General features: G+C 45.7%; 18 protein-coding genes and 1 pseudogene. 12 read left to right on the plus strand and 7 right to left on the minus strand.

The genetic code is table 11. The annotated features are described in order from the left end of the window. Positions 1-30: 30 nt before the first annotated feature. Positions 31-3,003, minus strand: coding sequence for an adenylate/guanylate cyclase domain-containing protein (locus JGK36_RS21665; protein WP_293181110.1), 2,973 nt, complete (start codon positions 3,001-3,003; stop codon positions 31-33). Between the two features lie 247 nt (positions 3,004-3,250). Next, the gene (gene proS, locus JGK36_RS21670) at positions 3,251-5,056 is read right to left on the minus strand and encodes a proline--tRNA ligase (RefSeq protein ID WP_293181113.1); all 1,806 of its coding nucleotides are present in this window, start codon (positions 5,054-5,056) and stop codon (positions 3,251-3,253) included. 86 nt (positions 5,057-5,142) lie between these two features. Here proS and JGK36_RS21675 point away from each other — a divergent pair, with 86 nt between their 5' ends. The 4 genes and pseudogenes from JGK36_RS21675 (at position 5,143) to JGK36_RS21690 (ending at position 10,593) form a co-directional block, all read left to right on the plus strand. Continuing rightward, the gene (locus JGK36_RS21675) at positions 5,143-5,457 is read left to right on the plus strand and encodes a hypothetical protein (RefSeq protein ID WP_293181117.1); all 315 of its coding nucleotides are present in this window, start codon (positions 5,143-5,145) and stop codon (positions 5,455-5,457) included. 197 nt (positions 5,458-5,654) lie between these two features. Then, positions 5,655-6,584: pseudogene (locus tag JGK36_RS21680) on the plus strand (hypothetical protein). Positions 6,585-7,042: 458 nt separating this feature from the next. Then, entirely contained in the window at positions 7,043-10,171 is a 3,129-nt protein-coding gene (locus JGK36_RS21685) for an MFS transporter (RefSeq protein ID WP_293196846.1), read from the plus strand. 254 nt (positions 10,172-10,425) lie between these two features. Continuing rightward, complete coding sequence (locus JGK36_RS21690; protein ID WP_293181124.1) at positions 10,426-10,593, plus strand: orange carotenoid protein N-terminal domain-containing protein; 168 nt, start codon at positions 10,426-10,428, stop codon at positions 10,591-10,593. 386 nt (positions 10,594-10,979) lie between these two features. On the opposite strand, the gene JGK36_RS21695 is transcribed toward JGK36_RS21690, so the two are convergent. Then, complete coding sequence (locus JGK36_RS21695) at positions 10,980-11,654, minus strand: acetoacetate decarboxylase family protein (RefSeq protein WP_293181127.1); 675 nt, start codon at positions 11,652-11,654, stop codon at positions 10,980-10,982. Between the two features lie 202 nt (positions 11,655-11,856). Between JGK36_RS21695 and JGK36_RS21700 the strand changes: the two genes are divergently transcribed. The 3 genes from JGK36_RS21700 to JGK36_RS21710 all read left to right on the plus strand — a co-directional run bounded on the left by JGK36_RS21700 (position 11,857) and on the right by JGK36_RS21710 (position 14,905). Next, on the plus strand, positions 11,857-12,519 hold the full coding sequence (locus JGK36_RS21700) for a glycerol-3-phosphate ABC transporter substrate-binding protein (RefSeq protein WP_293181130.1): 663 nt from the start codon (positions 11,857-11,859) through the stop codon (positions 12,517-12,519). Positions 12,520-12,860: 341 nt separating this feature from the next. Then, positions 12,861-13,712 (plus strand): hypothetical protein, encoded by an 852-nt coding sequence (locus tag JGK36_RS21705; RefSeq protein ID WP_293196847.1) that lies wholly within the window; start codon positions 12,861-12,863, stop codon positions 13,710-13,712. Further along, positions 13,709-14,905 carry a tetratricopeptide repeat protein gene (locus tag JGK36_RS21710; protein WP_293181136.1) on the plus strand — a complete coding sequence of 399 codons (1,197 nt, stop codon included), beginning with the start codon at positions 13,709-13,711 and terminating at the stop codon, positions 14,903-14,905. The genes JGK36_RS21705 and JGK36_RS21710 overlap by 4 nt, the downstream gene beginning before the upstream one ends. Before the next feature lie 243 nt (positions 14,906-15,148). Here the strand turns inward: JGK36_RS21710 and JGK36_RS21715 are convergent, their stop codons facing one another. The 3 genes from JGK36_RS21715 to JGK36_RS21725 all read right to left on the minus strand — a co-directional run bounded on the left by JGK36_RS21715 (position 15,149) and on the right by JGK36_RS21725 (position 19,742). Next, positions 15,149-16,630 (minus strand): S-layer homology domain-containing protein, encoded by a 1,482-nt coding sequence (locus tag JGK36_RS21715; protein WP_293196848.1) that lies wholly within the window; start codon positions 16,628-16,630, stop codon positions 15,149-15,151. Between the two features lie 185 nt (positions 16,631-16,815). Next, positions 16,816-18,936, minus strand: coding sequence for a hypothetical protein (locus JGK36_RS21720; protein ID WP_293181142.1), 2,121 nt, complete (start codon positions 18,934-18,936; stop codon positions 16,816-16,818). A gap of 131 nt (positions 18,937-19,067) precedes the next feature. Next, entirely contained in the window at positions 19,068-19,742 is a 675-nt protein-coding gene (locus tag JGK36_RS21725) for a polysaccharide deacetylase family protein (RefSeq protein ID WP_293181145.1), read from the minus strand. A gap of 80 nt (positions 19,743-19,822) precedes the next feature. On the opposite strand from JGK36_RS21725, the gene JGK36_RS21730 reads away from it, so the two are divergent. The 5 genes from JGK36_RS21730 to JGK36_RS21750 all read left to right on the plus strand — a co-directional run bounded on the left by JGK36_RS21730 (position 19,823) and on the right by JGK36_RS21750 (position 23,552). Next, the gene (locus JGK36_RS21730) at positions 19,823-20,134 is read left to right on the plus strand and encodes a DUF433 domain-containing protein (RefSeq protein ID WP_293181148.1); all 312 of its coding nucleotides are present in this window, start codon (positions 19,823-19,825) and stop codon (positions 20,132-20,134) included. A gap of 258 nt (positions 20,135-20,392) precedes the next feature. Beyond that, positions 20,393-20,554, plus strand: a complete 162-nt coding sequence (gene rd, locus JGK36_RS21735; protein ID WP_293181151.1) for a rubredoxin — start codon at positions 20,393-20,395, stop codon at positions 20,552-20,554. Positions 20,555-20,578: 24 nt separating this feature from the next. Then, positions 20,579-21,826, plus strand: a complete 1,248-nt coding sequence (locus tag JGK36_RS21740) for an NAD(P)/FAD-dependent oxidoreductase (protein WP_293181154.1) — start codon at positions 20,579-20,581, stop codon at positions 21,824-21,826. A 165-nt stretch (positions 21,827-21,991) separates the two neighbouring features. Continuing rightward, entirely contained in the window at positions 21,992-22,711 is a 720-nt protein-coding gene (locus JGK36_RS21745; RefSeq protein ID WP_293181157.1) for a hypothetical protein, read from the plus strand. Positions 22,712-22,778: 67 nt separating this feature from the next. Further along, positions 22,779-23,552, plus strand: coding sequence for a class II aldolase/adducin family protein (locus JGK36_RS21750; RefSeq protein ID WP_293181160.1), 774 nt, complete (start codon positions 22,779-22,781; stop codon positions 23,550-23,552). Positions 23,553-23,659: 107 nt separating this feature from the next. Here the strand turns inward: JGK36_RS21750 and JGK36_RS21755 are convergent. Beyond that, positions 23,660-24,065: DUF4351 domain-containing protein (locus JGK36_RS21755; protein ID WP_293181163.1), on the minus strand; the 406-nt coding region annotated here is incomplete at its 5' end.

Below are 24,065 nucleotides of genomic sequence, written 5' to 3' on the forward strand. Positions count from 1 at the left end.
TTCCTTTTTGCCTCTTTCATCTTCCTTATTTTATAACTTGATTCCTGTGAGAAAATAAGTGTTCATCTCGCCTTTGCCTTTGACTTCAATGGTGCCGCGACTTTCTAATAAATACTTGTCCTGCAATCGCTCGTAAGTTGCAGATGTAACTTGAATTTGACCGGGTAAGCCGTGAGATTCCATACGGGAAGCGGTGTTAACTGTGTCTCCCCACAAATCGTAGATAAATTTTTTGATGCCGATGACTCCGGCGACAACCGGGCCGCTGTTGATGCCGATTCTGATGCTGAAATCTTGATTGTTGGTATTGCTGAAGTCAATAATTGCCTGCTGCATATCCAGGGCCATTTGGGCGATCGCCTCTGCGTGATCGCTGCGGGGCATCGGCAGCCCTCCAACTACCATATAAGCGTCACCAATGGTTTTGATTTTTTCCAATCCGTGCTTTTGGGCTAGGCGATCGAATGTCGAAAAAATCTCGTTAAGCAAGGAAACTAATTCCGGCGGAGAAATTTGGGAGCTAATTTGAGTAAAACCGACTATATCTGCAAACAATACTGTGACTTCGGCAAAAGTATCGGCGATGATGCTTTGGTCTTGTTTGAGTCTTTCGGCGATCGCTTGCGGCAAAACGTTGAGGAGGAGACGGTCAGATTTTTCTTGTTCTAAGCGCAAAGCTGCTTCAGCTTCTTTGCGAGTTGTGATATCTTCGACAGTACCTTCGTAATAAAGCAAATTTCCATGTATGTCGCAGACAGTATAAGCATTTTCGGAAATCCAAATTATACTGCCATCTTGGCGGTAAACTTGAGATTCAAAATCCGATACTTTGCCGTTTGTTCGCATTAAGTGGATGACTTCGGCGCGGCGTTCCGGGTCTACATATAGCTGGCGGTTGATATCAGTTAACTTTTCCAGCATTTCCTCACAGGAACTGTAACCATAAATGCGAATTAAAGCTGGGTTGACGCTAAGATATTCTCCATCTGGAGTAGTTTGAAAGATGCCGACGATCGCATTTTCAAATATGCTGCGGTATTTTGCCTCAGCTTGTCGCAGGGCTGCTTCAGCGCGCTGGCGTTCTCGCGCTTCCACTGCAAAAGTTACAGAGTCTGTTAGAGAAACAGCGAAACTTTGTTCTTCGATAGTCCAATAACGCGGCATTCCTACGTGTTCTAAACAGAGGACTCCTGCTGTTTCTCCGCCTATCTGAATCGGCGTATCTAGCATGGAAGTGATGCCTAACGGAATTAGGTAAGCTTCCACAAATTCTCTAGTTCTAAAATCTTTTTGGGCGTCAAAGGCAGCAATTGCGCGCTCTTCTCGGAGTGCTTGAAAATAGACAGGATAGTCTGCTTCTGCTAATTCCATACCCTCTGAGTGCTGGTTGAGGGCGCGATCGAACAAATCCAGGCACTCCATCTTGGATTTAGGGCGATCGTACAACCAGATACTCGATCGCGCAACTTCCAGAGTACGGCTAGCAGTTTCAGTGATTTCTTGAAGCGCTTTGGTTAAGTCGCCTTGATTCAGCGCTTTATTTTTGGCTAAATCAATTAATGCCGATTTCTGTTTCTGTAGCTGAAGTTCGCTTTGTTTCAGGGCATTTGTCCGCTCTGCAACTCGGATTTCCAGCTTTTCGTTCAGATGAAGCAGCTCTATTTCAGCTTTTCGGCGATCGGTGATATCTGTCCCGATGCAGAGGATGCCCAAAAGTTCTCCTGCTGCATCAACCAGCGGCTTATTTGCCCAAGACACCCAAACGCGAGATCCGTTACGCCGAATATTTTCATTTTCATAGCTAGTAAAGCGATCGGGATTTTGTAAAATCTGATTGTAAACCAACTCTAAGTTATTCCCTTCGATGTCGCTCATGGGAATGATTGTTCCCACAGCACTTTTCCCCAGGATTTCTTCCTGATTGTAGCCAAAGAATATTTCTGCAAACTCATTAAAAAAAGTAATCGTGCCGTCGGGAGATAGTTTGACAATAATACTGTTAGCATTTTCCACCAATTCTCGATATTTAATTTCGCTTACTCGCAGAGATTTTTCTGCCTCCGCGCGTTCGGCTACCGTCGCGGCTAATAACAACGAAGTAATCGTAACTACCGCCATAAAAGCTTGTAAAAATAAGATAGCCTGACTAATATTTTCGGCTTTAGCTATAAATGGCCCAGATCCGTGAGAACTGCCAAAAATTGCGATACTTGACACAAGAAACGATCCTAAGACAGCGGCCCGCTGACCGAATTGGAGCGACGCCCAAATTATCAAAGGAAACGGCAAATATTCCAGGGGATAGCGAGAAATAGAAGCTTCATTTTTTGACTCAAAGACAAGCCAGCTTACCCCAATTAATAATATTAACCATACTCCCCGCCAAATTAAATAATTTTTAGGGAGTTCGGTTTGTCTTTTTAAGCGATCGGCGGTTGCCTTAGGACGCAAAAATATTAAAATCAAAGGAGTTAAAATTAAAACTCCCATTGCATCTCCCAGCCACCAATTCCACCGGAGCGACCAGTATTCTGCCCAATCTACTTTGCCAGCTAAATATATGGAAAACGCGCCAATAGTGCAACTAATCTGAGTAGAAACTAAACCGCCCAATAAAATTAAATTAACTACATCTTTCAAACGTTCTAGAGACGGACGAAACCCCAGCCAGCGCAGCACAGTGGCTGCAAAAACAGCTTGCAAAACTGCTCCTACGTTGCCTCCCACCCAAATTGCAAATATCTGTTCGCTTGGGTTAACTAAATTGAGGAAAAATATACCCAAAACAATCGCAGGCCAGGCTTTTGGGCCAAACAATAAAAGTCCGGCTTGTGCAATTCCTGCGGGCGGCCACACCGAGGAAGCAAAGGGATTGACACCTTGAATTGCAAATGCTAGCCTCGCCCCCACGGCGTAAGCGATCGCCACGAGAGTTACTTGGGCTAAGTAGCGCCCTATTCGGGATTGAGGGAATCGAAGAAACTGATTTAGGTTCAGATTCATGTCGAGTTTTAAGTTTTATATAAGTTTATGTAGGGTGCGCTGCGCGCACCTTGCTAGCCTCAATGTAGGTGCAGCAAGCACCTTATACCAATTTTTTGTGAGGCTACTCCCGAATCCGATCCCCCCTAACCCCCCTTAATTAAGGGGGGGACAAGATTCCGGTCAAAGTCCCCCCTCCCACCAGGGGAATTTAGGGGATCGAGATATATGCAACTTCACATTAAATTGGTATTACCGTTACAAAAACTTATTTGATGGCAGCATCAATCCACTGTTTTAAAGTAGAATTGACTTCCTCAATCAGAATTTCATGGGCTTTGTGAGTTGCTCTTTCCACAACTTCAACTTTCCCTAATTTCACCGAACGACCCGGAACAATGCGATAGGGAATGCCGATTAAATCTGCATCTTTGAATTTAACTCCTGCTCGTTCGTCGCGGTCATCTAGTAAGGTTTCAATTCCGGATTGGTTGAGTTCATTGTAGAGTTTTTCGGCGACTTCTACTTGTTGGGCGTCGGAAATATTGGGGATGCTAATGATGGCGTGATACGGCGCGATCGCCACTGGCCAGATTATTCCGTCTTTATCGTAGGATTGTTCTACCGCAGATTGAGCCAGCCGCGACACGCCGACGCCGTAGCAGCCCATGATAAAGGGCATTTCTTCGCCTTGTTCGCTGGTGTAGGTGGCGCCCATGGCTTGCGAGTATTTGGTGCCTAATTGGAAGATGTGGCCGACTTCGATGCCTCTGGCGGTTTGCAAAGTTTGTTCGGGATTGTGCACCGCCCGATCGCCCTTTTTAGCAGTTCTGACGCCCACAACCGTTGCTGGCAGAGGAAATTCTTTACCCCAATTGGCGCCGACCACGTGGTATCCTGACTCGTTAGAACCAGTGACAAAGTTTGTTAGATCGACGGCAGTGCGATCGATCAAACGCAAAAACTTAGAATTTACCTCCTTACTTCCAGCGATATAATCATCAGCAACATCCGGAGCCATATAACCCAGAGGCAAAGATTTAGCCGCCCATTTCCGCTGAGCTTCCACATCAGGAACAGTCAAAAACAAAACAGTTTTAGCTTGATAATTTCCCGCTAACTTTGTCAATTCATTCAGCAACTTTACCTGATTCACATCTTGGTCACCGCGAATGCTTACCAACACCAAGACAGTCATGCCATTATCATAAACAGCCTGATAAAGCACATTTTTGACAACTTGCGTCGGAGAACACTTCAAAAACTTGCAAAGTTTAGCAATTGTTTCAGTTCCCGGCGTTTCCCGCTTTTCAAAACTTGCAAAAGGCGAAGCTTGGGCATCAGCAGGCATCGACACAGCCTTCTCCACATTAGCAGCATACTGACCATCTTCAGTATATAGAACTTCATCCTCACCCGCTTCTGCCAGCACCATAAACTCTTGAGAACCAGAGCCGCCAATCGCACCAGAATCAGCATCTACCGCTCGGAATTCCAAGCCCGATCGGCGCAGCATATTGCTGTAAGCTTGAGCCATATCCTGATAAGTTTTCTTCAAACTTTCTTCACTCGTGTGAAAAGAATAGCCATCTTTCATAATAAATTCGCGGCCACGCATCAACCCAAAACGCGGGCGAATTTCATCACGAAACTTAGTTTGAATTTGATAGAGATGTACGGGTAATTGCCGATAAGAACGAATCATATCCTTAGCAATTGTAGTAATTACCTCTTCGTGAGTCGGGCCCAGTCCAACTTCTCGCTGCTGCCTATCCTTCATAGCAAACATAATACCTTCAGCTTGAGTGTAGGTATCCCAGCGGCCGGATTCCCGCCACAAATCGGCCGGTTGCAGTTGCGGGAGGAGACATTCTTGAGCGCCGGTAGCGTCCATTTCTTCGCGCACAATTTGGGATACTTTTTTAAGAACTCGCCACATCAAAGGGAGATAAGCGTAAATACCGCTACCGATGCGTCGGATGTATCCAGCACGGAGTAATAGTTTGTGGCTGGGGATTTCTGCTTCTGCGGGGTCTTCCCGCAGGGTGACGAAAAGCATTTGAGAGAGTCGCATTGGCTGATTTCCTTAAAATACCGGATAATTGTCATCTCAGATTAACTTCTGATATTATCAGAACTCAGCCTGATTTGATGAAATCTATGAATAAACTTTGGAAAAATTATCAAAAAGGTATGGCAGCATTTGATAATTGTCACCATCCTACTCTCCTATCTCAGTGGATTGCATTACAAGATGAAATTGGAGAATTTGTGCGAGAACCTAACTTAAGCGAAATTTGGGATATTCTTCATGCTGCTGGTCGATTGCTGTACAAATTAATCGGAATTCCTTTACATCTGGTAGCCTATCCTACTGTTCGCAAACACAGCGAACGTTTTGAGGAGTACGGCTGTATTCGCAGCCGGCGCAACTGTGAGGGGAAATGCTGCAAACAGTTGACAGTTGACAGTTGACAGTTGACAGTTGACAGTTGATAGCTCAATACGGTTCAGTTAGGCTTGTCCGAAGAGAGGAACGAAGCATAAGCCCTTCGGGCAGGCTTCGCCAACGCAGAGTCTATTTTTGCGATCGTTTTGACTCCAAGACGGTTTTAACCCAACGGTATTGGTTGATAGCGAGGTTTTTAAACAGTTTATAGCTGATAATTTTCATGACCAGATTCATTCACGATCAATTCGCAAAACAATATCTCAAAGAACTATTAACCCCTCTCGGTAATGTCGCAACCAGCCATGACATTGCTGGAGAAGTGAGGCAGATTGACGTTTTCTTTGCCCCAAAAGCGGAACCTGATGTAGAACCCACAGCCCTCGGCATTCTGGGTCAAATTGCAGCAAAACCCGCTGTAATTGAACCATTCCGCAGTCCTGTGCAAACCGGAGAAATTCGCAGTTGTCTGGGTAAACTCTTTGATGTCCATGCTGAATATGAACGAGTCGCCACTAGAGATAATACCCAGATTGCAGAGGCTGATTTGCCCCAACTCTGGATACTGTCGCCGACTGTTTCCGATGCGATGCTAGCTGGATTTGGGGCGACTTCTGAACCTGAAAATTGGGTAAGTGGAGTTTATTTTTTGAATGTGTCTCTGAAAGCAGCAATCATTGCTATTCACCAACTCCCCCGCACTCCCGAAACGCTGTGGCTTAGGGTTTTGGGGAAGGGAAACGTGCAAAAGCAAGCTATTACCGAATTGAGAGAATTACCGTCTGATAATTTGTTTCGGTTGAACGCGTTAGAATTGTTGTACAACTTGCGAACGATATGAGAAGTCCGCCAAGACATAGATCGAGAAGATCGGGAGTTAATTATGGAACTGTCACCGCTCTATTTAAAACGGCTTGAAGAAGCAACTCAGCAAGGTATTCAGCAAGGTATTCAGCAAGGTATTCAGCAAAGTAAACGCGAGACTCTTGAGAGTATATTACAAGTAAGATTTGGCGAAATCGATGAAGAATTAGCCCCAATAATTGAGCCTTTGATTCAACTTGAACCTCTTGAAATCATACGACTGATTATGCAGCTCGATCGCCCGGAATTACTAGCTCGTTTTCTCCCGGAAAATCAAACGGAATCCTAACTATAGAGCGCACTCTACGATATGTAGGGTGCGCCGCATCGTACCTTACTACTATAGATCGCCCCCGCTTCAAACTTGCCGGGTGCATCTGGTTTTTGAAGAGGGCGAAGCATGACCGCATATAAGTTATTAGTTATAATCTTATATTCACTGCGGTCATGCTTCGCCCCTACAAACACTTGCCTTTTTTGGGCGAACTCTGCTGCTATCACTCACAAAAAAAACCATTTCTGACTTTAGAGGGATTTATTCTTCAGCTTCAAGAGCCATAATCAGCAGTAAGGATGACATAGCTAGAGAACTGATTTACTACTCATCCGGATTGCACGAATCAAGGCTTCTGTAAGATAAAGCCTGACGAAACAAACCACCATCTAAAAAGTTGCAAATCCCCTACTTAAAAGTTAGGGGCAGATTTCAATATGCCTAATTCGGCATCAAACTTTAGGAGGTAATTTATGTTTGAAAGCGAGTTATTAATGTCGCTGTACAGTCCCAAATTCAATATTGCTCAAATGCCAATAGAAATAGATGTCCCGTTTGACCACCCCGATCTCGGAGGGCTGATGTTTCTGAGCCCTCAGTTTTTTGTGGCATTAATCGCCGGAGTCATCATGGCTTTTGGCTTCCAATTCCTGTTAACAAATTTCTCGATCGCCGCCAAAATCTCCAACTGGGATGAGGCTTTACCCGACGATGACGATGATGAGTCCGAAAGTTTGGGCACTAAAGTTCGCAAGATCGAAGGCTTGGTCGGCGGTTGGATTTTAGTCACAGTTAACCTAGCTTTATTCTTAGCTTGTTTTCTGGCGGTCAAACTAACTTCAATTGCCTCGGTAGATGGAGCGGCAATTATTGGTGTGGTCATTTGGTCGGCGTACTTTTTAACGCTGGTATGGCTCGGTTCTAGCGCCGTCGGTTCGATGATTGGTTCCTTGATTAAAACTGCTTTTTCCGGCATTCAAGGTGTCATGGGTACTGCTGGTTCCGCGATCGGCGGCAAGATGGCTAGCGACCAAATGGTAAACACTGTAGAGGCGTCTGTGGCTGCTGTCCGCCGCGAGTTGGGCTCGGCTGTAGACCCGGATAGCATTCGCGAAACCATCCAAGATTATGTCGGTTCTTTGCAGTTACCGAAGCTGGATGTTAAGGAAATTCGCGGTCAATTTGAAAAGTTGCTGGGCGATACTGATATCAAATCTCTGGCGGGAAGCGATGTTCTGAAGAATGTTAACCGCCAGACTTTTGTGGATTTAATTAGCAGCCGCAGCGATTTTTCTAAGGAAGAAATCAATCAAGTTGCCGACCAACTCGAAGGTGTTTGGAAGCAAACTTTCGGCAAGCAGCAAGATAAGAAAGACCCGAATTTAGAGTTGGTTGATTTTCTCAAGTTTGCGGCTCCAGATTTGCTGAAGTCTGATGAACTCAATGCCAAGCTATCTCAAATTCTGGAAAGTCGGGAAAACAAATCAGAATCCAGCAGCGGCATGAAGCGCGCGATGCTGTTGGGTGTGGAAGCTCTTGTCGGCACTGTTTTGTCGCGGACGGATTTGTCGGATTTGGATGTGGAAAAAATCTCTGGTCAGTTGCAGCAATTGACTGAAAAAGGCAAGGAACAAGCTAAATCTTTGGCTTCTAAGGTGGGCGACAAAGTGCCTGCGCTGCCTTTCAATACAGCGAAGGCTGATGTGGAAAATTACTTGCTGAATGCTCAACCTTGGCATCTCAACCGAGAAACTATCAAGCAGGAATTTAGGGATGTTATTTACGATGCCGAAGCTTCTCCGGGAGCTGTTTTGGGCCAGTTAGAGATGTTAAATCCTGAGTATTTTGCAGGCATTCTGAGGCGCCGTGAGGGCTTCAGTCCGGAACAGGCTGCGGAAATTTCTGAACAGCTTGAAAGCGTGCGCCAAGAAGTTCTGGAAATTGTGCAAGGTGCTGCTGGTGAGGAACAGTCTCAAGATTTGCGTAGTCGGATTGAGAATTATTTGCGATCGACTGGCAAGGAAGAATTGAATCCTGAAGGTATCGAGAAGGACTTCCAAGCGCTGTTGGAAGATCGCGATGCTGGTTTTGAGGCTTTGCGCGATCGCCTGTCACACTTCGATCGCGATACTCTGGTACAATTGCTCGGCCAGCGGGAAGATTTTAGCCCCGAGGAAGCGGATCAGTTAATCGGGCGGCTCGAAAGTTCGCGCGATCGCGTAATTTCCAAAGCACAAGAATTGCAAGAGCAAGCGAAATCGAAAGCGCAAGAAGTGCGCCAAAAGGTAGAAGAGTATCTCCGCAATACTAATAAGGAAGAACTCAATCCTGAAGCGATCGAGCGCGAGTTTCAAACGCTGTTAAGCGACCCGCAAGCTGGTTTGAAAGCGCTGAGAGAACGCTTGTCTCAATTCGATCGCGATACTCTGGTGCAACTGCTGTCGCAGCGCCAAGATCTCAGCGAAGAACAGGTAAATGGGGCGATCGACAAAATCGAATCCGTGCGCGACAACATTATCCACGCACCGCAAATTGTGGCAGATAAAGCTAAGCAGCAGTACGAGGAAGTTACTGCCCAAATTGGCGAGTACCTGCGCCATACTAACCTGGAAGAACTCGATCCTGAAGGCATCAATCGGGATTTGACCAAATTGTTTGAAAATCCGAAAGAAGGTGCCTTGGCGCTGCGGGAAAGACTGTCTCAGGTCGATCGCGAAACCTTGGTCAAGTTGCTTTCGCAGCGCGAAGATTTGAGCGAAGAACAAATCAATCGGACGATCGATCGCGTGCAAGATTCGATTCGCAGCATCGTGAAATCGCCCCGCCGCTTGGCATCTCGCGCTCAAAAAACTGTCAAGGATTTCCAAGGAAGTTTGGAAAATTACTTGCGGAATACGGACAAGGAAGAGCTCAATCCTGACGGTATCAAGCGAGATTTGCAGTTGCTGTTTAACGAACCCGGAGCGGGGATGCAAAGTTTGGGCGATCGGCTGAAGCACTTTGACCGCGGTACTTTGGTAGCCTTGCTGTCCCAGCGGGAAGACATTTCCGAAGAGGAAGCGAACCAAATTGCCGATCGTATTGAATCTGTCCGCAACGAGTTTGTCGAACAAATTCAAATGGTACAAGACAAGTTCCAGTCAACAATTGACGGTATTTTCTCAAAAATCCGGGATTACCTCAATTCGCTCGATCGGCCGGAGCTCAATTACGAAGGAATCAAGCGGGACTTCCGCAAAGTATTTGACGATCCGCAGGCCGGATTTGACGCGATTAAACAGCGTTTGGGTGAATTCGATCGCGGTACTTTAGTAGCGCTACTGAGTTCTCGTTCCGATATTTCCGAGACAGACGCTCACCGAATTGTTGACCAAATGGAAGGAGCCCGGGACAGCGTTATATTGCGCGCCGAACGCCTGCAAACTGAAGCCAAAAAACGGATTAAAGAGATCAAGAACAAGACCAAACAGCAAGCAGAAGATGCGCGGGAAGCCGCCGCAACTGCTGCTTGGTGGTTGTTCGGTACGGCTCTAACTTCTGTGGTGGTTTCGGCATTGGCTGGAGCAATAGCAGTCGGCGGTATTTCGGGTTTGTTTAGCTAGAATTTCCACAAGTTTCCATTAAAGTTCTCCTGATTCTAGGCTGGCTGTGTTCCAGCCTATTTTCTTTGAAATCCTATTATCTCGGTTCCTACGTAAAAAAAGGTTCGTAGTGAGGACTTTAGTCCGCAAAAATTAATAAGGACTGAAGTCCTCACTACAAACCTTACTGTAGAAAGTTGGTAGTGAGGACTTTAGTCCGCAAAAATTAAGAAGGACTGAAGTCCTCACTACGAACCCTACTTTAGAAGGTGGTAATGGATGAAGGAACTATTATTCCCGTGCCTCCTAACTATCAACTTCCCGAAGCTGGACAAGCTTTATTAGGAAAGATTCAAGGCATGGACTTTCAAGAGCAAATTGATTTCCTGCGCGGTACAGTTTTAGAAATGGGTGCCCAAGTCGCTCCGGGCGCTGGCATTTAATTTGAGTAAAGTAAGGTGGGCATTAAACCTTTTGCAAAAATAGCTAGGAACGGGCTCTTCTGCCCGTTCCACAGAAAAAATTCTTTTTGTGGAACGGGCATCTTGCCCGTTCCAAAATTTGATTAAAAGGAATTTTGCAAAAGATATATAGCGGTTCTCAGAAAGATGAGGTATGACTGACAGCTTATATAACCACTAAACGAAGAGGGCCCAAGCCCAACTACGTACCTCATCTTTTTAAGAAAGGCTATATAGCGGTTCTCAGAAAGATGAGGTATGACTGACAGCTTACATAACCTCCCAGACAAAGAGGGCTAAAGCCCAACAACGTACCTCATCTTTCTGATAGCCGCTATATATTTATATTGCCCACCTACCGATTCCAGCTAATAAGTGAATTCAGCAGCTATGTTCCCTACAAGTTTCGGCGCACCTGCAATTAAATGCATCTCTTCGCAGCCAACTGCGAGCAATGGCTGACCTAAATTTAGATTGGCAAAATGACTCTCTTCAGAGATTTCTACTTCGCCTTTGATAAAGCCGATGCGAGACTGGAACTCTCCTTTAAACATTAGCAAATTTGTGCGATCGGCGCTAAAAATATTTCCGCTCAAAGGTAGGGGAAATCCAAAACTTTGTTTGCTGTAATTGAGACTGCACAGTTGCAGATTTCCTTGGCTAACTGTGACGCGGTAGCCTAGCGGTGATGCTTTTACTGAATCGCTGCCTTCCCAACTAAACTGAGCTAATTCTTTAGGAAGTCCCCAAATTTCGCGCCCGCCAGCTACTGAGTTAGGGTTGTCTACGTAGATGTGCGAAATCCAAGCGCCCCATTTTCCTGCATAACTGGCGATCGCGCTAACTACAATTAACTCATTGTACTCCATCACGGAACCCAGCCCGTAGGAGGATATATAAATGCCACCTAGCGTTTTTCCTGGCAATAAACAGACAATTTCTAACTCAGAGGGAACCAAGGGGCGCACTCGTGCTACATCTACCAATTGCAAAGTCTGAACAGCATAACCTTGCAGGTGCCAAGGAGCAGGTGAATATACCATTTTAAGTGATTTTAGATCTGATATTTTATATTTATTTTAGCTTAGGCTCTAAAACAGCAACAGGTTTTGGTATTTTTCATAAAATCCCGGTATATTCACGCATAAGAAAGATTAATCTGCGAATAGCGAGCAATTAGTTGACATTTGAGCAAAAGTTAAATATCGTCTACTTAGTGAATATTTAGAAGGAACCTAAACCTGTATGCTGACATCTTACAAGCCAGATGTTTTCGATAGTTTAGAGCATTTTTTCACGGCAAGAGACCTGCTGGAACAAGCCCAAGACAACATGACCGAACTCGGTGCTATCATCCGCAGTCACGGCTTGCAAAAACAGGTGGGCATCTGCTTGCTTCACAAACACTTTGACCTCTCGGATAACGAGAGGTTGGTTGAAGAGTTTGATGGCAACAATGCTTATGTCAAGCCAACCGCAGAATACGGCGATGCTATTCCTTATATGTGGAAGGTGGAACAAAATCAAGCATCAGGCGAATGGGTTTGGTTTCCCTTAGAATTTGTCCGCGTTACTGAAGCTGTTTTGGCAGCAGTTGAACGCTCAGCAGCAGTTGTCAATAACTCGGAATTCCTGAATGAAATTGCGGGTAAACTGTCAGAATTGGGAATGACTGGAATGTTCGGGATCAGCATTTTGCACCGAGATGCAATTAAGGTTGCTGAGGGCGAAATTTTGGTGGAAAGCACAGACGATGAAGCCCGCGTCTTGACTTTTTCTTCGGTTCCTCGCCAGAATGTCGATCGCACAACTTTAACACAAACTCTCTGGCAGTTCCCGAATGCTGAAGGGTTTGAGGTTGGGGCGATGTGTTCTCACTGCACTCACTGCACGCATTGCACTCATTAAGCAAGATTTCCCAACTTTAAAAAGTTCGCAGTCAGGACTTCAGTCCTTGCTTTACAAACTTAGAAGATAGGACTAAAGTCCTTACGGGAGCATCTCAGTTTTGATGTTTTGATTTTACAGTGCGAGCGTCCCCGCTCGCGAGTATAGATCGCGAGCGGGGACGCTCGCACTGTAAAGAAATTGCTTTTTTGCAAAAGTGAGATGCTCCCGTCCTTACTACGAACCTGAAACTTAGAAGATAGGACTAAAGTCCTTACTACGAACTTCAAATAGGGAATATATGACTAAAGTTCGATGCTGCAAACAGGTTTTTAGTAAGTGCGATTGAGCAATATTAAATAATGTGCAATCTCCGTCAAAGTATAGTAATTTATCGCTGTCAAAATCTGGAGTTAGAAACTACAAAAGAGTGCACAATTCCCCGAGTGTGGCTGAGTTCGGGTACGCAGCTAGCTGTTGACACTTCGCCCGATAGCCTTCAGTATTGTGAAGGTGCTTTTATGCCCAAAGAACCTTGGAGGGAACCGACGCCCGCAGAGTCGGCACTGCTTTGGACAGACGAACCGCCGCCCCACTATGCGGGTGTCGGAATTGTGCGTTTACCTGCGGATGTTTTGGCTTTGTTGGCTGATGCTGCTATCGCTTCGCTAACCACTCCCCTACAGGTGGCTGAGTTTAAGTCTCAGAAAAAATGCGGACAGATACTCGATCGACTAATTGACTATTTTAAGCCTTTTTGTCTGTCGGATTCGTCGCCAGTTATCAGCGGTATGGGAGGCCGACAGCCGGGATTGAGTACGGCGACAATTGATAACAAACGCGGTTGTCGCAACGGTTTGCATACTGATAGTTGGGACAATCTGCCGCTGGATAAAAAGCAGGAGGCTACTAATCGGATTTGTGTGAATTTAGGGCGGGACAGCCGTTATTTTTTGTTTGTGAATTTGACTGAGATGGACATTTTTCAAATGCTGGGATGTTCTGGTGCTGATATTGGGAAACCTTGGACGCGACAGTTAACTTATCAGTTTATGCAGCGCTACCCAGAATATCCGGTGGTGAAGCTGAGAATTGCACCGGGTGAGGCTTATATTGCACCGACTGAAAATATGATTCACGATGCTTCTACGGCCCAAATGAAGCATTTAGATATTAAGGTGATGATGCGCGGTTATTACAGGATTCCAGTATGAACTTTGATGACAGTTCTGTGGCAGATTCACTAAAGGAAGAGGGGAAATTGCAACAGTCGATCGCGCTTTACGAAAATGCGATCGTCCAAAATCCCAATTCGCCCTCAGCTTACTACGATTTAGGAAAAGCCCTGCAACAAAACGGCCAAATTGCCGCAGCCGTCGCCTGTCACCAAAAAGCCATTCTCCTGCAACCAAACTTTACCGCCGCTTACTTCCCGTTAATGTACGCGCCCCTCCCCAAAGATTCTCCTCTCATTGACGGTTTGGTGGCTCTGTACCGCGAAGTTATCGAGATTTTGCCAAATTTTCCCTTAGCCTACATTAACTTGGCTGTGGCGCTGAGCAAGCAGGGAAAAATCCAGGAGTCGATCGCCCTTTTCCAAACCGCAGTCCGCTTGCAAACTGTAGCATCTCGCCCGGAACTGTCGCAAGTAAAATGGAATTCAACCCAATTGCGCGAACCCGATTTCATCATCATCGGTTCTCCGAGGTGCGGCACAACTTCTCTCTACAAATATATCACTTCGCACCCGCAGATTTTACCTGCTGCCAATAAAGAAATCTGTTTCTTCTCAGAACATTTCAACAAAGGATTAGCTTGGTATCAAGCGCACTTTCCGCCGCCAATAGACGCGCATCATTTTTTGACAGGAGAAGCAACTCCGACTTATCTGACTCACCCGCTAGCTGCGTCAAGATTGCACGGATGTTTGCCAAAAGTTAAGCTGATTGTGATTTTGCGAAATCCAGTCGATCGCGCTTTGTCGCACTATCAAATGCTGGTGAGGCGCGGAACGGAATCCAGGACGTTTGAAAAGGCGATCGATGCCGAGTTACAATTACTCGCAGACGCTACCGAAACAAGTTTAGCAGATAAAAGTTATTGGAAAGATTGTCATTATATTTATAAGAGTCTTTATGTTTGCAGTCTCAAACAGTGGATGAATCTTTTTCCCAGGGAACAGTTTTTAATATTGCAGAGTGAAGAATTTTATGCGAATCCGGCTGCGACACTCAGCCAAGTCTTTAATTTTTTAGATTTACCAGATTATCAACTCCGCGACTACAAACAATATAACGGTGGTAATTATCAGCCGGCGAATGATGTTGTCTGTCAGCGACTGCACGAATATTTTCAGCCGCACAATCGAGAATTAGCCGAATATGTGCAGAGAGACTTTGAATGGTAAGCAAAATAAATAAAGTCCTAGATGCAACTGTCATATTAAATATAAGGTACGTAGTTGCGCTTCAGCGCTCTTGTCTTATATATATAAGAGCGCTGAAGCGCAACTACGTACCTAAAAATTAGCCACCATGAGAGTGTCATTTGCATCCATGATTGAGATAATTAACCAGTTAAGGTGCGCCTAGCGCACCCTACATCTTATCCGCGCTTGTCCGCGTTCATCTGCGGTTAAAAAAATCCAAACCTACTTACTCGCATAACCAGTGCTCACCAAAAACTCGCGCAACTTCCCAAAGAATTGAGTGCGATCGCGCCCTTGATAAACTCCCTCCAACAACCGCCAACCTTCCGCCTCCTGGCCCGCGACATACTTGCTCGCCATGAAGGCCGCCAACACGCCTTTTACCTCTGCATCTTCGCTCGATCGCTTCCGAGATTCCAGCCACAACTCAGCACCATTGGTGTATACTTCCACCGGATATTGCTTCGTAACATCTTCCATTTTACCTGGCCGGTACTGCCAAATTTGCAGCGGTAAGCGAGAATCCGCATAATTGGTAAAAGCCTCAGCAAATCGCCCGTCCAGACTCTTGAACTCCGGGATATCATTTTTGCCAAAATCGACAATTTCGTAACTCACATTGCCCCAAAAATGCTTGATGTGAGTGTATTTCTTCGCGGCTGAGTCGTAGCGGTAAATAAACGAATAATTGCAGCAGCGGACGCCGCTTTTAATTGAGACTAAATCTGCCAGCACTTCCGGTTCCTTGTCGCCGTCCAAATCGCGGATTCGCACGGATAACAAACGCCCTTCGGATACTTCGTCGCTGGCTTTTTTGTCGGGATTGTCTGCTAGAGAACGAGTCGGAATCAGCACTGGTTCTTCTAGTAACGTTTTACCGTCACGGATAATTTTGATGCGGATATTTTTAGCATTTTCTGCTTCTTTGACAAAAGACACTTCTGCCCTAACTTTCCCAAACTCCGAGATTTCTGTGGTTCTCGGCGGGCCGATATTCGGCGGAACTTGCGCGATGTATTGCGAGGGAACTAAGGCTGTTTTGCCGGGTTTGGCGATCGCCTGACACAGAAAAGTTGCTACTTCGGCGCGCGTTGCATTGCGTGTCGGTTCTAGCTGTTTGACGGCGGGATAGTTGACCACAAGTTGTTTTTCGGCGGCGGCGGCGATCGCATTTCTCGCCAATTCGGGAATGTCTCGCGCATCTTCAAAAGTCGCATTCAAAATCTCAGGCGCTGAACCAGCAGGCGTATATTTCAAGCCGCTGCTTAAGGCGACCAAAACCTGCCAGCGGGGAATGTTCAAAGTCGCGTTAAAAATACTACCACTGGAACCGGACATAAAACCCGTTTGATATGCTTCTCGAATTGCTTTATAACCCCAGTAATTCGTGGGAATATCTGCAAAGTCGATCGGATTCCGGACGGTTTTGGCATCAGAAAAAGCCCTCCGCAGCATCGCTGCAAACTCAGCGCGGCTGACGGGGCGGTTCGGGCGAAAAGTGCCGTCTTCGTAATAGCCGCTGATGATTTTTTTCTCGGCTAATTCTTCTATGCAGGCTTGAGCCCAATGGTCTTTAACATCTTTAAATTTGGCTTCTGCCAATGCTGGCGCTACATTCAGCCCTGGAAATACTAAATTGCCGATGATTATTCCCAAGGCTACCACTAAAGCGATGACAGCTTGACGTTTGTGCGATCGAACCATACCACAGCCTCCTCATAATTCGCAAATATACCAAAACCTACAGCACTTATGCACTCATATTAAAGAAACCGGCTTTTTTTACGAAAATCTTTGGCTGTAGCCCTCAAATTAGGTGAAAAACCCGGTTTCTTTGGTGGGAATGCGTAATTCCTATTGTAAAAAACCCTCGTTTCTGACTATCTCTGCTAAAACAAAGCAGCAGTAGCGCCTGATACACGGAAGCGTGGAATAATATAGGTGATAGCAACTTTGTCACCTGCGATCGCGATGTTATCCCCAAAGGAACTAACTCTTAGAACTGTTGTAGGCGGAAAGGATAAAGTTGCTCCTGGTGGAACTGTACCCAAATAAGTCTCTATCAAGTTCCCTGTTGTACTGTTAAAGCGATATACAGCGCCTTGAGACTCGTAAGAGCTGGCTCCAATCAGAATCTCACTGTCTGTAACTGCCAAACTACCTCCGAAACCATCGTTTGTGTATAAGTTGAAATCGGGTTGGTTTGGGTTGGAAAATTTTCGGATCAATGAGCCTGTATTGCCGTCAAACAGGTACGCTGCACCCCTACCGCTATCGGCAAATGGCGCTCCGATGAGAACATCATTACCAACTGCTGCGATCGCCTTGCCGAAAGTAAAGCTGCCGTCTCCAGGATCTGGGCTTGGTAAAGTCTGGAGAAGTTGACCGGTGATGCTATCGAACAGATAAACTGCTGCATTAATGGACGGTTTGTCTGTTAAGCCTGCGATCGCAACTTTGTTTCCGACAGCACTTGCATATTCGATCGGAAAAAGATTTCTCGGGATGGGACTGAAAAAACTTTGGAGTAGCGCGCCTGTATTGGAGTCAAACACGTATGCAGGAGCCACTTCTTGATAACTGAAAGGTAAGTCTGGAGGGGGAGAAATCAGAACGTTGTTACCAACAAAGGCGACTTTTCTAGCAGCGTCCAAGTTAGAAAGTTTGGTATTGTCAGTGCTGAAGCTTTGGAGTAAGCCACCTGTATTCGTATCAAACAGATATGATTGGTTGTAGTCAGATGCAATCAGGGCTTTGTTGTTAGCTAGAGCGACTTGAGTGCCAAATACAACAACAGGATATCCCGGCCCCGGCGGAAAAAAAGACTGCACGTATTTCCCCGTATTGGTATCCAACAAGCTAGCAGATCCTGCAGATTTTACAAAAGGGGCGATGCCTCCGAAGAGCAGTCGATCGCCGTCGGCTGCGATCGCATTGACGAAAGTGAAGGTTTCAATCGGAGAGGGTGGGTTACTATCGTCTAGAACTTTTAATGTAGCTGTATTCTGCGTGCTAATATTGGTGATGCCCGTAGGTTCGGTCAATGTCAGCAAAGCCGATCGAGGATAATGACGAATTTCATCATCGACTAAAGGAATATTAACAGTTTTAGGTGTAGTGTCTCCAGCGGCAAAATTGACTGTACCTAACTTGACTGGAAAAAAGGCAGCATTTAAGTTTGATGGCCGCAGGCTGGCCCCAACAAATGGATTGGGATAATCCAGCGTTACTGTAGCGCTGACAGCAGCGTCACTGCCGTCTGTGCGAGTCACGGTGACAGTTTTGGAAACACTGCTTTCATTGGTGATGAAATCATTGGTGCTAAAGGCTAACGTGCCGGGAACAATAAAGTCCGATCGAGCTAAAGTGCTGCTGCTAACATCTTTTAAAACTGCCAAAAACTCCCCTGTATTTTGCTGAATTACAGTATCGTTTGGATTTTGAGAGTCGGGCAAAATTCTGAGATTTTCAAACTGAAGCCCTTCTGCTAAGGCAATTTTATCCTCGCCCTTGTCAAAATCAGTAATAGTATCTGCTAGAGCAACTGTAGAACCGCCGAGTTTATTTGTGAGTACAAATACGTCATTGCCTTCGTCTCCGGTGAGAGTATCTACACCAATATCGCCGTTGAGAGTATCGTTGCCGAAGCCGCCAAACAGTGCATCATTACCTTTTCCTCCCCGCAAAATGTCGTCGCCTGTCAAACCGATGAGAGAATCGTTGCCTACTTCGCCTTTGAGTAAGTCGTTGCCATTTTCTCCTACCAGCAAATCCTCGCCTTTGCCGCCATAAAGTGAATCGTTGCCATCATTGCCAAAAATGTGATCGTCACCAGCATTCCCTAGAATCAATTCTGCATCTGAGGAACCCGTTACAGTATCCTCTCCGCCCAACAACCAGCCTCCCCCAGAAAAATTAACAAGTTGTCCCACGAAAAGCGTAACATTTTTCGATGTGTCGTCTCCTACCAAGCGCGGCGGGTTATAAAAAGTGTCTGCTTTTAGTGCCATCTTCGCGTCCTCTTTCCTAAATTGAACTTTTGAACATAAACCGGGTTTTTCGATCGCAATACTTGCTGAAACCCTTAATATCCGTTTAAAACCAGATTTTTGAGTTTCCAGGAGCGATCGCACTGACGCCATCAGGCAGAAATTTGTTGCCAAAGGCGATCGATTGTTACAAACTTGTAACCTTTATACAACAGCAATGGAATAATTTTATCAGCAGAAGTCGCCACATCTTCGCCGCCGCAATAACCGTCGTGCAGTACAATTATTGAACCATTTTCTGTTTGCTGCACGACGCGACTCGTAACTTTCATCACCCCCGGCCGCACCCAATCTTCCGGGACAACACTCCACATTACCGGGCGATATTCCCACTGTTGCAATAACTCTAATGTTCGCGGCGTAAAAATGCCGTTTGGCGGCCGCACGTCGCGGATTAATTTTGGGTCTAAATCGCAAGCTTTGCTAATTGCTTTTTGCGTGTCTGCTAAACTTAGTTTGAGTTCGTGAGTTTTGAGTTTGGCAAACGATACGTGCTGGTAGCCGTGGAGGCCGATCCAGTGTCCGCGATCGTATACTTCTTTAGCCGTTTCTGGATGCCTGTCCACGCAAAAACCCAGCCAGAAAAAACTCGCTTTGATGTCGTATTTATCTAAAACTTTTAGCAATTGAGGTGTGTGCAGCCGGTGCGGCCCGTCGTCAAATGTTAGGGCAATTTCTCGGCTGTTGATATCTCCCGTCCACAGACATTTGGGAAAAGCCGATTTGAGAATGGGATGAACGACAGGAAACAAAGGTGCTAAGGGCATTGGTTAATGTTGCGAAAGTGCGATCGGGTAGAAATGAAGCTGCATTACAATAAATTAAACTTAACTCAATCGAGGTAAATATGACAACTGCCGTTGATATTGGAACGCTAATTATGTGCACGCCGGGAACTTGCGGCGGCCACCCGCGAATTGCAGGAACTAGAATTACAGTAGAAAACATTGCTATTGATTTTAATGCCGGGATGACTCCACAACAAATCATTGATGAAATACCGCACTTGACTTTAGCACAAATTCATGGGGCATTAGCCTACTATTTTGCGAATAAAGACCAAATCGACACGGATATAGCAGCAGAAAATGCTGAGTGGGAGTGCTTGGAAGCAGAATCTATGGGGTGCATCTGGTTTTTGAAGAGGACTCTCGCATGACCGCATATAAATTATTAGTTATAATCCCATATTTACCGAGGTCATGCTTCGCCCCTACAAACATATTTGCTTGCACAAGCCGCTGCACCCAAAAAAATGTGGGACGATGCTCTGAGCAGCATCCTATTTATTTTTGCCCGAGGTCTATTTGATAATTGTGAATTGTAACTTGTGAAAGATTTAATTTTTCTGGTATTGCACAAAGTTGATCTGTAATGTACAATTTACTAGCTAACAATATAAAATTGAGCGAAGCAAATGCAAAAATACGTTTGTACAACTTGCAATTATGTCTACGATCCAGAAGTAGGCGACCCCGACGGAGACATAGCGCCCGGTACAGCCTTTGAAGATATCCCAGACGATTGGGTTTGTCCCACTTGCGGGGTGACAAAATCCGATTTTGAACCAGAAGAATAAGCGAGAAAAAAATTGTCCGATCGAATGTTAAAAATTACAGTCATAGGCGGTGGCGCTGCGGGTTTTTTTAGTGCAATTACCTGCGCTAAAACCTACCCGCAAGCCCGCGTCACTTTACTAGAAGCAGGCCGCCAAGTCCTGGCAAAAGTTCGCATTTCTGGCGGCGGACGCTGCAATGTCACTCATGCTTGTTTTGACCCCGGTGTTTTAGTGCAGAATTACCCCAGAGGTGGAAAAGCTCTGCGCGGTGCTTTTACTCGATTTCAACCCCGCGATACTGTTGATTGGTTCGCCAGTCACGGTGTGAAATTGAAAACAGAAGAAGATGGGCGAATGTTTCCGATTACAGACGATTCGGCGACAATTGTTAACTGTTTGATCCGCGCTGCTGAGGATGCAGGCGTGAGAATTCGCACGGGCGATGCAGTCGTTTATGTAAAGAAGTTAATGGGGAATGGCGCAGAAGACGGTCACGGGGATATTGCCTCTACATTTGAAGTTGAGTTGAAGTCGGGGGAGAGTTTTAAGTGCGATCGCATTTTACTCGCTACAGGTAGCAATCCGTCGGGTTTCAAATGGGCAAAAGAGTTAGGTAATACTGTAGAAGTGCCAGTCCCTTCTCTATTTACTTTTAATATTGCTGATAACAGAATCAAAGATTTAGCCGGAGTTTCGGTTCCGAATGCTAAGGTGAAATTGCCGGGAGCAAAATTAGAACAAAGCGGGCCTTTGTTAATCACTCACTGGGGTGTCAGTGGCCCTGCTGTACTCAAACTTTCGGCTTGGGGTGCGAGATTTTTGCACGATCGCCATTATCGAACATCTGTGCTGATTAATTGGCTTCCCCAGTACAATGCAGAGGTTTTGCGGCAGCAACTGCTGGGAGTCAAATCGCAGTTGTCGCACCGATTAATCGTCTCTAGCTGTCCGTTTCCGATGCCGCGCCGCCTCTGGGAACGTTTGACAAGTTCGATCGGCATTGACGAACAAAAACGCTGGGCTGACTTATCCAATAAGGCGATCGATAAACTCCTCCTCGAACTCGTCCAAGGCGAATATCAAATCGCAGGAAAAGGCGCATTTAAGGAAGAATTCGTCACCTGCGGCGGTGTCAACCTCAAGGAAGTGGATTTCAAGACAATGGAAAGTCGCCGCTGTCCCGGACTTTTCTTTGCTGGCGAAATCTTGGATATCGACGGCGTGACGGGCGGTTTCAACTTCCAAAGTGCGTGGACTACGGCGTGGTTGGCTGGAATCGCGATCGGCAAATGATACTATTTTAGGCTTTGAGATTGGTCGATCGAGGTTTGGGACTTGCGATCGGCTTGCCAGTATTAAATTTTGTGTTATTTTTGAATCAAGGCGCATCAACTGTGCGTCAACTTCAGAATGCAGACAAAATTCGCAGTTTTGCGTACTTAACATCGGGTGAGAGACATGAAAAACTTGAATCTACAAACCCTAAAGTTCGATCGCCACCTTGACTCACCTTTCCTCGAAAACAACGGCTTACTGGAATTCAACCCCAAATTTATCACTCCCGAATTTTTAACAACCTGGACGTTTGAAACACACCTGTACGACGAAAAAGTTGCGATCGACCACTTTGTCATCACATTTCCCAGTCGCACTCAACTCGAAAACTACGCCGAATCTTTTCGCCCCTTCGGCGCCAAAACAGTTGAAGGCCCCGACTTATTCCCAATCAACTTTTGTTCGGAAAACATTAACATTCCCTCCGATTTATGGCTGCATTTAATGACATTATTAATGCCAGCCGGAGGCTTAGTAGTATTGGATGCGCCCCACGCAGCCGGCGACCAAAAAAACCGCTTCCAGCAAGAAAGAGGATTAGCAGCAGTTCACCACGTCGCGATTCGAGTGGAAAACGTGCAGAATGCTGCTACAATATGGCAAAATAAAAACTTCAAGCCCCTGTCAGATCAACCTTTAAACTACGGTTCATTAACCCAGTGGTTTCTGCAAAACCCCGCCGGACAAATCATCGAATTAATCGAACGGCGCCCCGGCAATAACGCCACTTTCGACTGCAAAAACATAGTAGGTTTGCGCTTGAGCGAAGGAAGTTCGGCAACGGATTCTGTAGCGGAGGTAACGGATGTCAGTCAAAAGTCTGAGGAAACGCGGCTCAAATAACAAATAACAAATAACAACCAATGCCCAATTCCCAATTCCCAATTCCCAATTCCCAATTCCCAAATATATGATTGCAGTAAAAGTTCCAAAAGTCACTTTTCAACCGCCCACATTCAACTCAATTGAAGAAGAACGCCGCCACCGCAAACAGCGTTTAGCCGCCGCACTCAGATTATTTGGTCGTTTCGGATTCAGCGAAGGAATTGCCGGACACATCACCGTCCGCGACCCCGAACACCTAGATTATTTCTGGGTAAATTCCTTTGGAATGCACTTTAGTTTAATTGGAGTCAGCGACCTAATTTTAGTCAACCACAAAGGCGAAGTTGTTGAAGGAAATAAACCCGTAAACGAAGCAGCATTTGCCATTCATTCGCAAGTTCACGCAGCCCGGCCCGACGTAATCGCAGCAGCCCACGCCCATTCACCCTACGGCAAAAGTTGGTCGAGTTTGGGCAAGTTGCTTGACCCGCTGACTCAAGATGCTTGTTCTTTTTATGAGGATCACGCTTTATTTGACGATTACACCGGAGTTGTTTTGGAAATCGAAGAAGCTAAACGCATCGCCAAAACTTTAGGAGATAAAAAAGCAATTATTTTACAAAATCACGGACTGTTAACAGTAGGTGAAACAGTAGATGAAGCAGCTTGGTGGTTTATTGCAATGGAACGTTCTTGTCAGGCGCAGTTAATGGCCGAAGCAGCCGGAAAACCCATTCTCATCAAGCCAGAATGTGCTCGTTTGACACAGCAGCAAGTAGGCTCTCACCGCATGGGATGGTTTAGCTTTCAACCACTTTATGACATGATTGTGCGCCGAGAACCAGACTTGTTAGATTAGCTATGTGGTGATAATTGGTAGGGTGCGTCGCTACCAGATATTCAACAAACTTGTAGATTATAGATGGATCCCCACCCTACTCTAGACTTGTAGGGTGGGTCATACTTTTATGCTGACATCGATTCCAACCAAGTTATCAAATCCTGTTGACTGGTAAAATCTAGCAAAATTTCTCCTAAATCATCTAATTGTTGGGAAGATAACTGCTGGATGCGAGTTTGGATTGTTGCTGGTATTTCACCAGTACGTCGCGTGATTTGACGCAAAATTAATGCTATTTGTCCCTCAATTAGACCTTCTTGACGGCCTTCTTGGCGACCTTCTTGCATCCCTTTGATAACAGCACCGCGTTGGTCTTCAAAAAACATTTCCCGTTTTTCTAATGCTTGTAATTCCTCAAGGTTTAAACTTGACCTGTTGGCGATATTAAAAGCTGTTTGCATTTCGGGTACTGATGCAAATTTTTCCGGTATTTCCTCCAGTTCGGGAGCATTTTTGATAAAATAAGTCCAA

This window comes from Microcoleus sp. PH2017_35_SFW_U_B, from assembly GCF_020737865.1.
In the GTDB taxonomy this organism is placed as follows: domain Bacteria; phylum Cyanobacteriota; class Cyanobacteriia; order Cyanobacteriales; family Microcoleaceae; genus Microcoleus.

Excerpts from the sequence above, each read along its gene's own strand:
- JGK36_RS21710 (WP_293181136.1), top strand. The coding sequence starts at position 13,709 with ATGAACTTTGATGACAGTTCTGTGGCAGATTCACTAAAGGAAGAGGGG.
- proS (WP_293181113.1), bottom strand. The coding sequence starts at position 5,056 with ATGCGACTCTCTCAAATGCTTTTCGTCACCCTGCGGGAAGACCCCGCA.
- JGK36_RS21725 (WP_293181145.1), bottom strand. The coding sequence starts at position 19,742 with ATGCCCTTAGCACCTTTGTTTCCTGTCGTTCATCCCATTCTCAAATCG.
- JGK36_RS21705 (WP_293196847.1), top strand. The coding sequence starts at position 12,861 with ATGTGCAATCTCCGTCAAAGTATAGTAATTTATCGCTGTCAAAATCTG.
- rd (WP_293181151.1), top strand. The coding sequence starts at position 20,393 with ATGCAAAAATACGTTTGTACAACTTGCAATTATGTCTACGATCCAGAA.
- JGK36_RS21665 (WP_293181110.1), bottom strand. The coding sequence starts at position 3,003 with ATGAATCTGAACCTAAATCAGTTTCTTCGATTCCCTCAATCCCGAATA.
- JGK36_RS21730 (WP_293181148.1), top strand. The coding sequence starts at position 19,823 with ATGACAACTGCCGTTGATATTGGAACGCTAATTATGTGCACGCCGGGA.
- JGK36_RS21745 (WP_293181157.1), top strand. The coding sequence starts at position 21,992 with ATGAAAAACTTGAATCTACAAACCCTAAAGTTCGATCGCCACCTTGAC.
- JGK36_RS21750 (WP_293181160.1), top strand. The coding sequence starts at position 22,779 with ATGATTGCAGTAAAAGTTCCAAAAGTCACTTTTCAACCGCCCACATTC.
- JGK36_RS21720 (WP_293181142.1), bottom strand. The coding sequence starts at position 18,936 with ATGGCACTAAAAGCAGACACTTTTTATAACCCGCCGCGCTTGGTAGGA.
- JGK36_RS21675 (WP_293181117.1), top strand. The coding sequence starts at position 5,143 with ATGAATAAACTTTGGAAAAATTATCAAAAAGGTATGGCAGCATTTGAT.
- JGK36_RS21695 (WP_293181127.1), bottom strand. The coding sequence starts at position 11,654 with ATGGTATATTCACCTGCTCCTTGGCACCTGCAAGGTTATGCTGTTCAG.
- JGK36_RS21700 (WP_293181130.1), top strand. The coding sequence starts at position 11,857 with ATGCTGACATCTTACAAGCCAGATGTTTTCGATAGTTTAGAGCATTTT.
- JGK36_RS21740 (WP_293181154.1), top strand. The coding sequence starts at position 20,579 with ATGTTAAAAATTACAGTCATAGGCGGTGGCGCTGCGGGTTTTTTTAGT.
- JGK36_RS21715 (WP_293196848.1), bottom strand. The coding sequence starts at position 16,630 with ATGGTTCGATCGCACAAACGTCAAGCTGTCATCGCTTTAGTGGTAGCC.
- JGK36_RS21690 (WP_293181124.1), top strand. The coding sequence starts at position 10,426 with ATGGATGAAGGAACTATTATTCCCGTGCCTCCTAACTATCAACTTCCC.
- JGK36_RS21685 (WP_293196846.1), top strand. The coding sequence starts at position 7,043 with ATGTTTGAAAGCGAGTTATTAATGTCGCTGTACAGTCCCAAATTCAAT.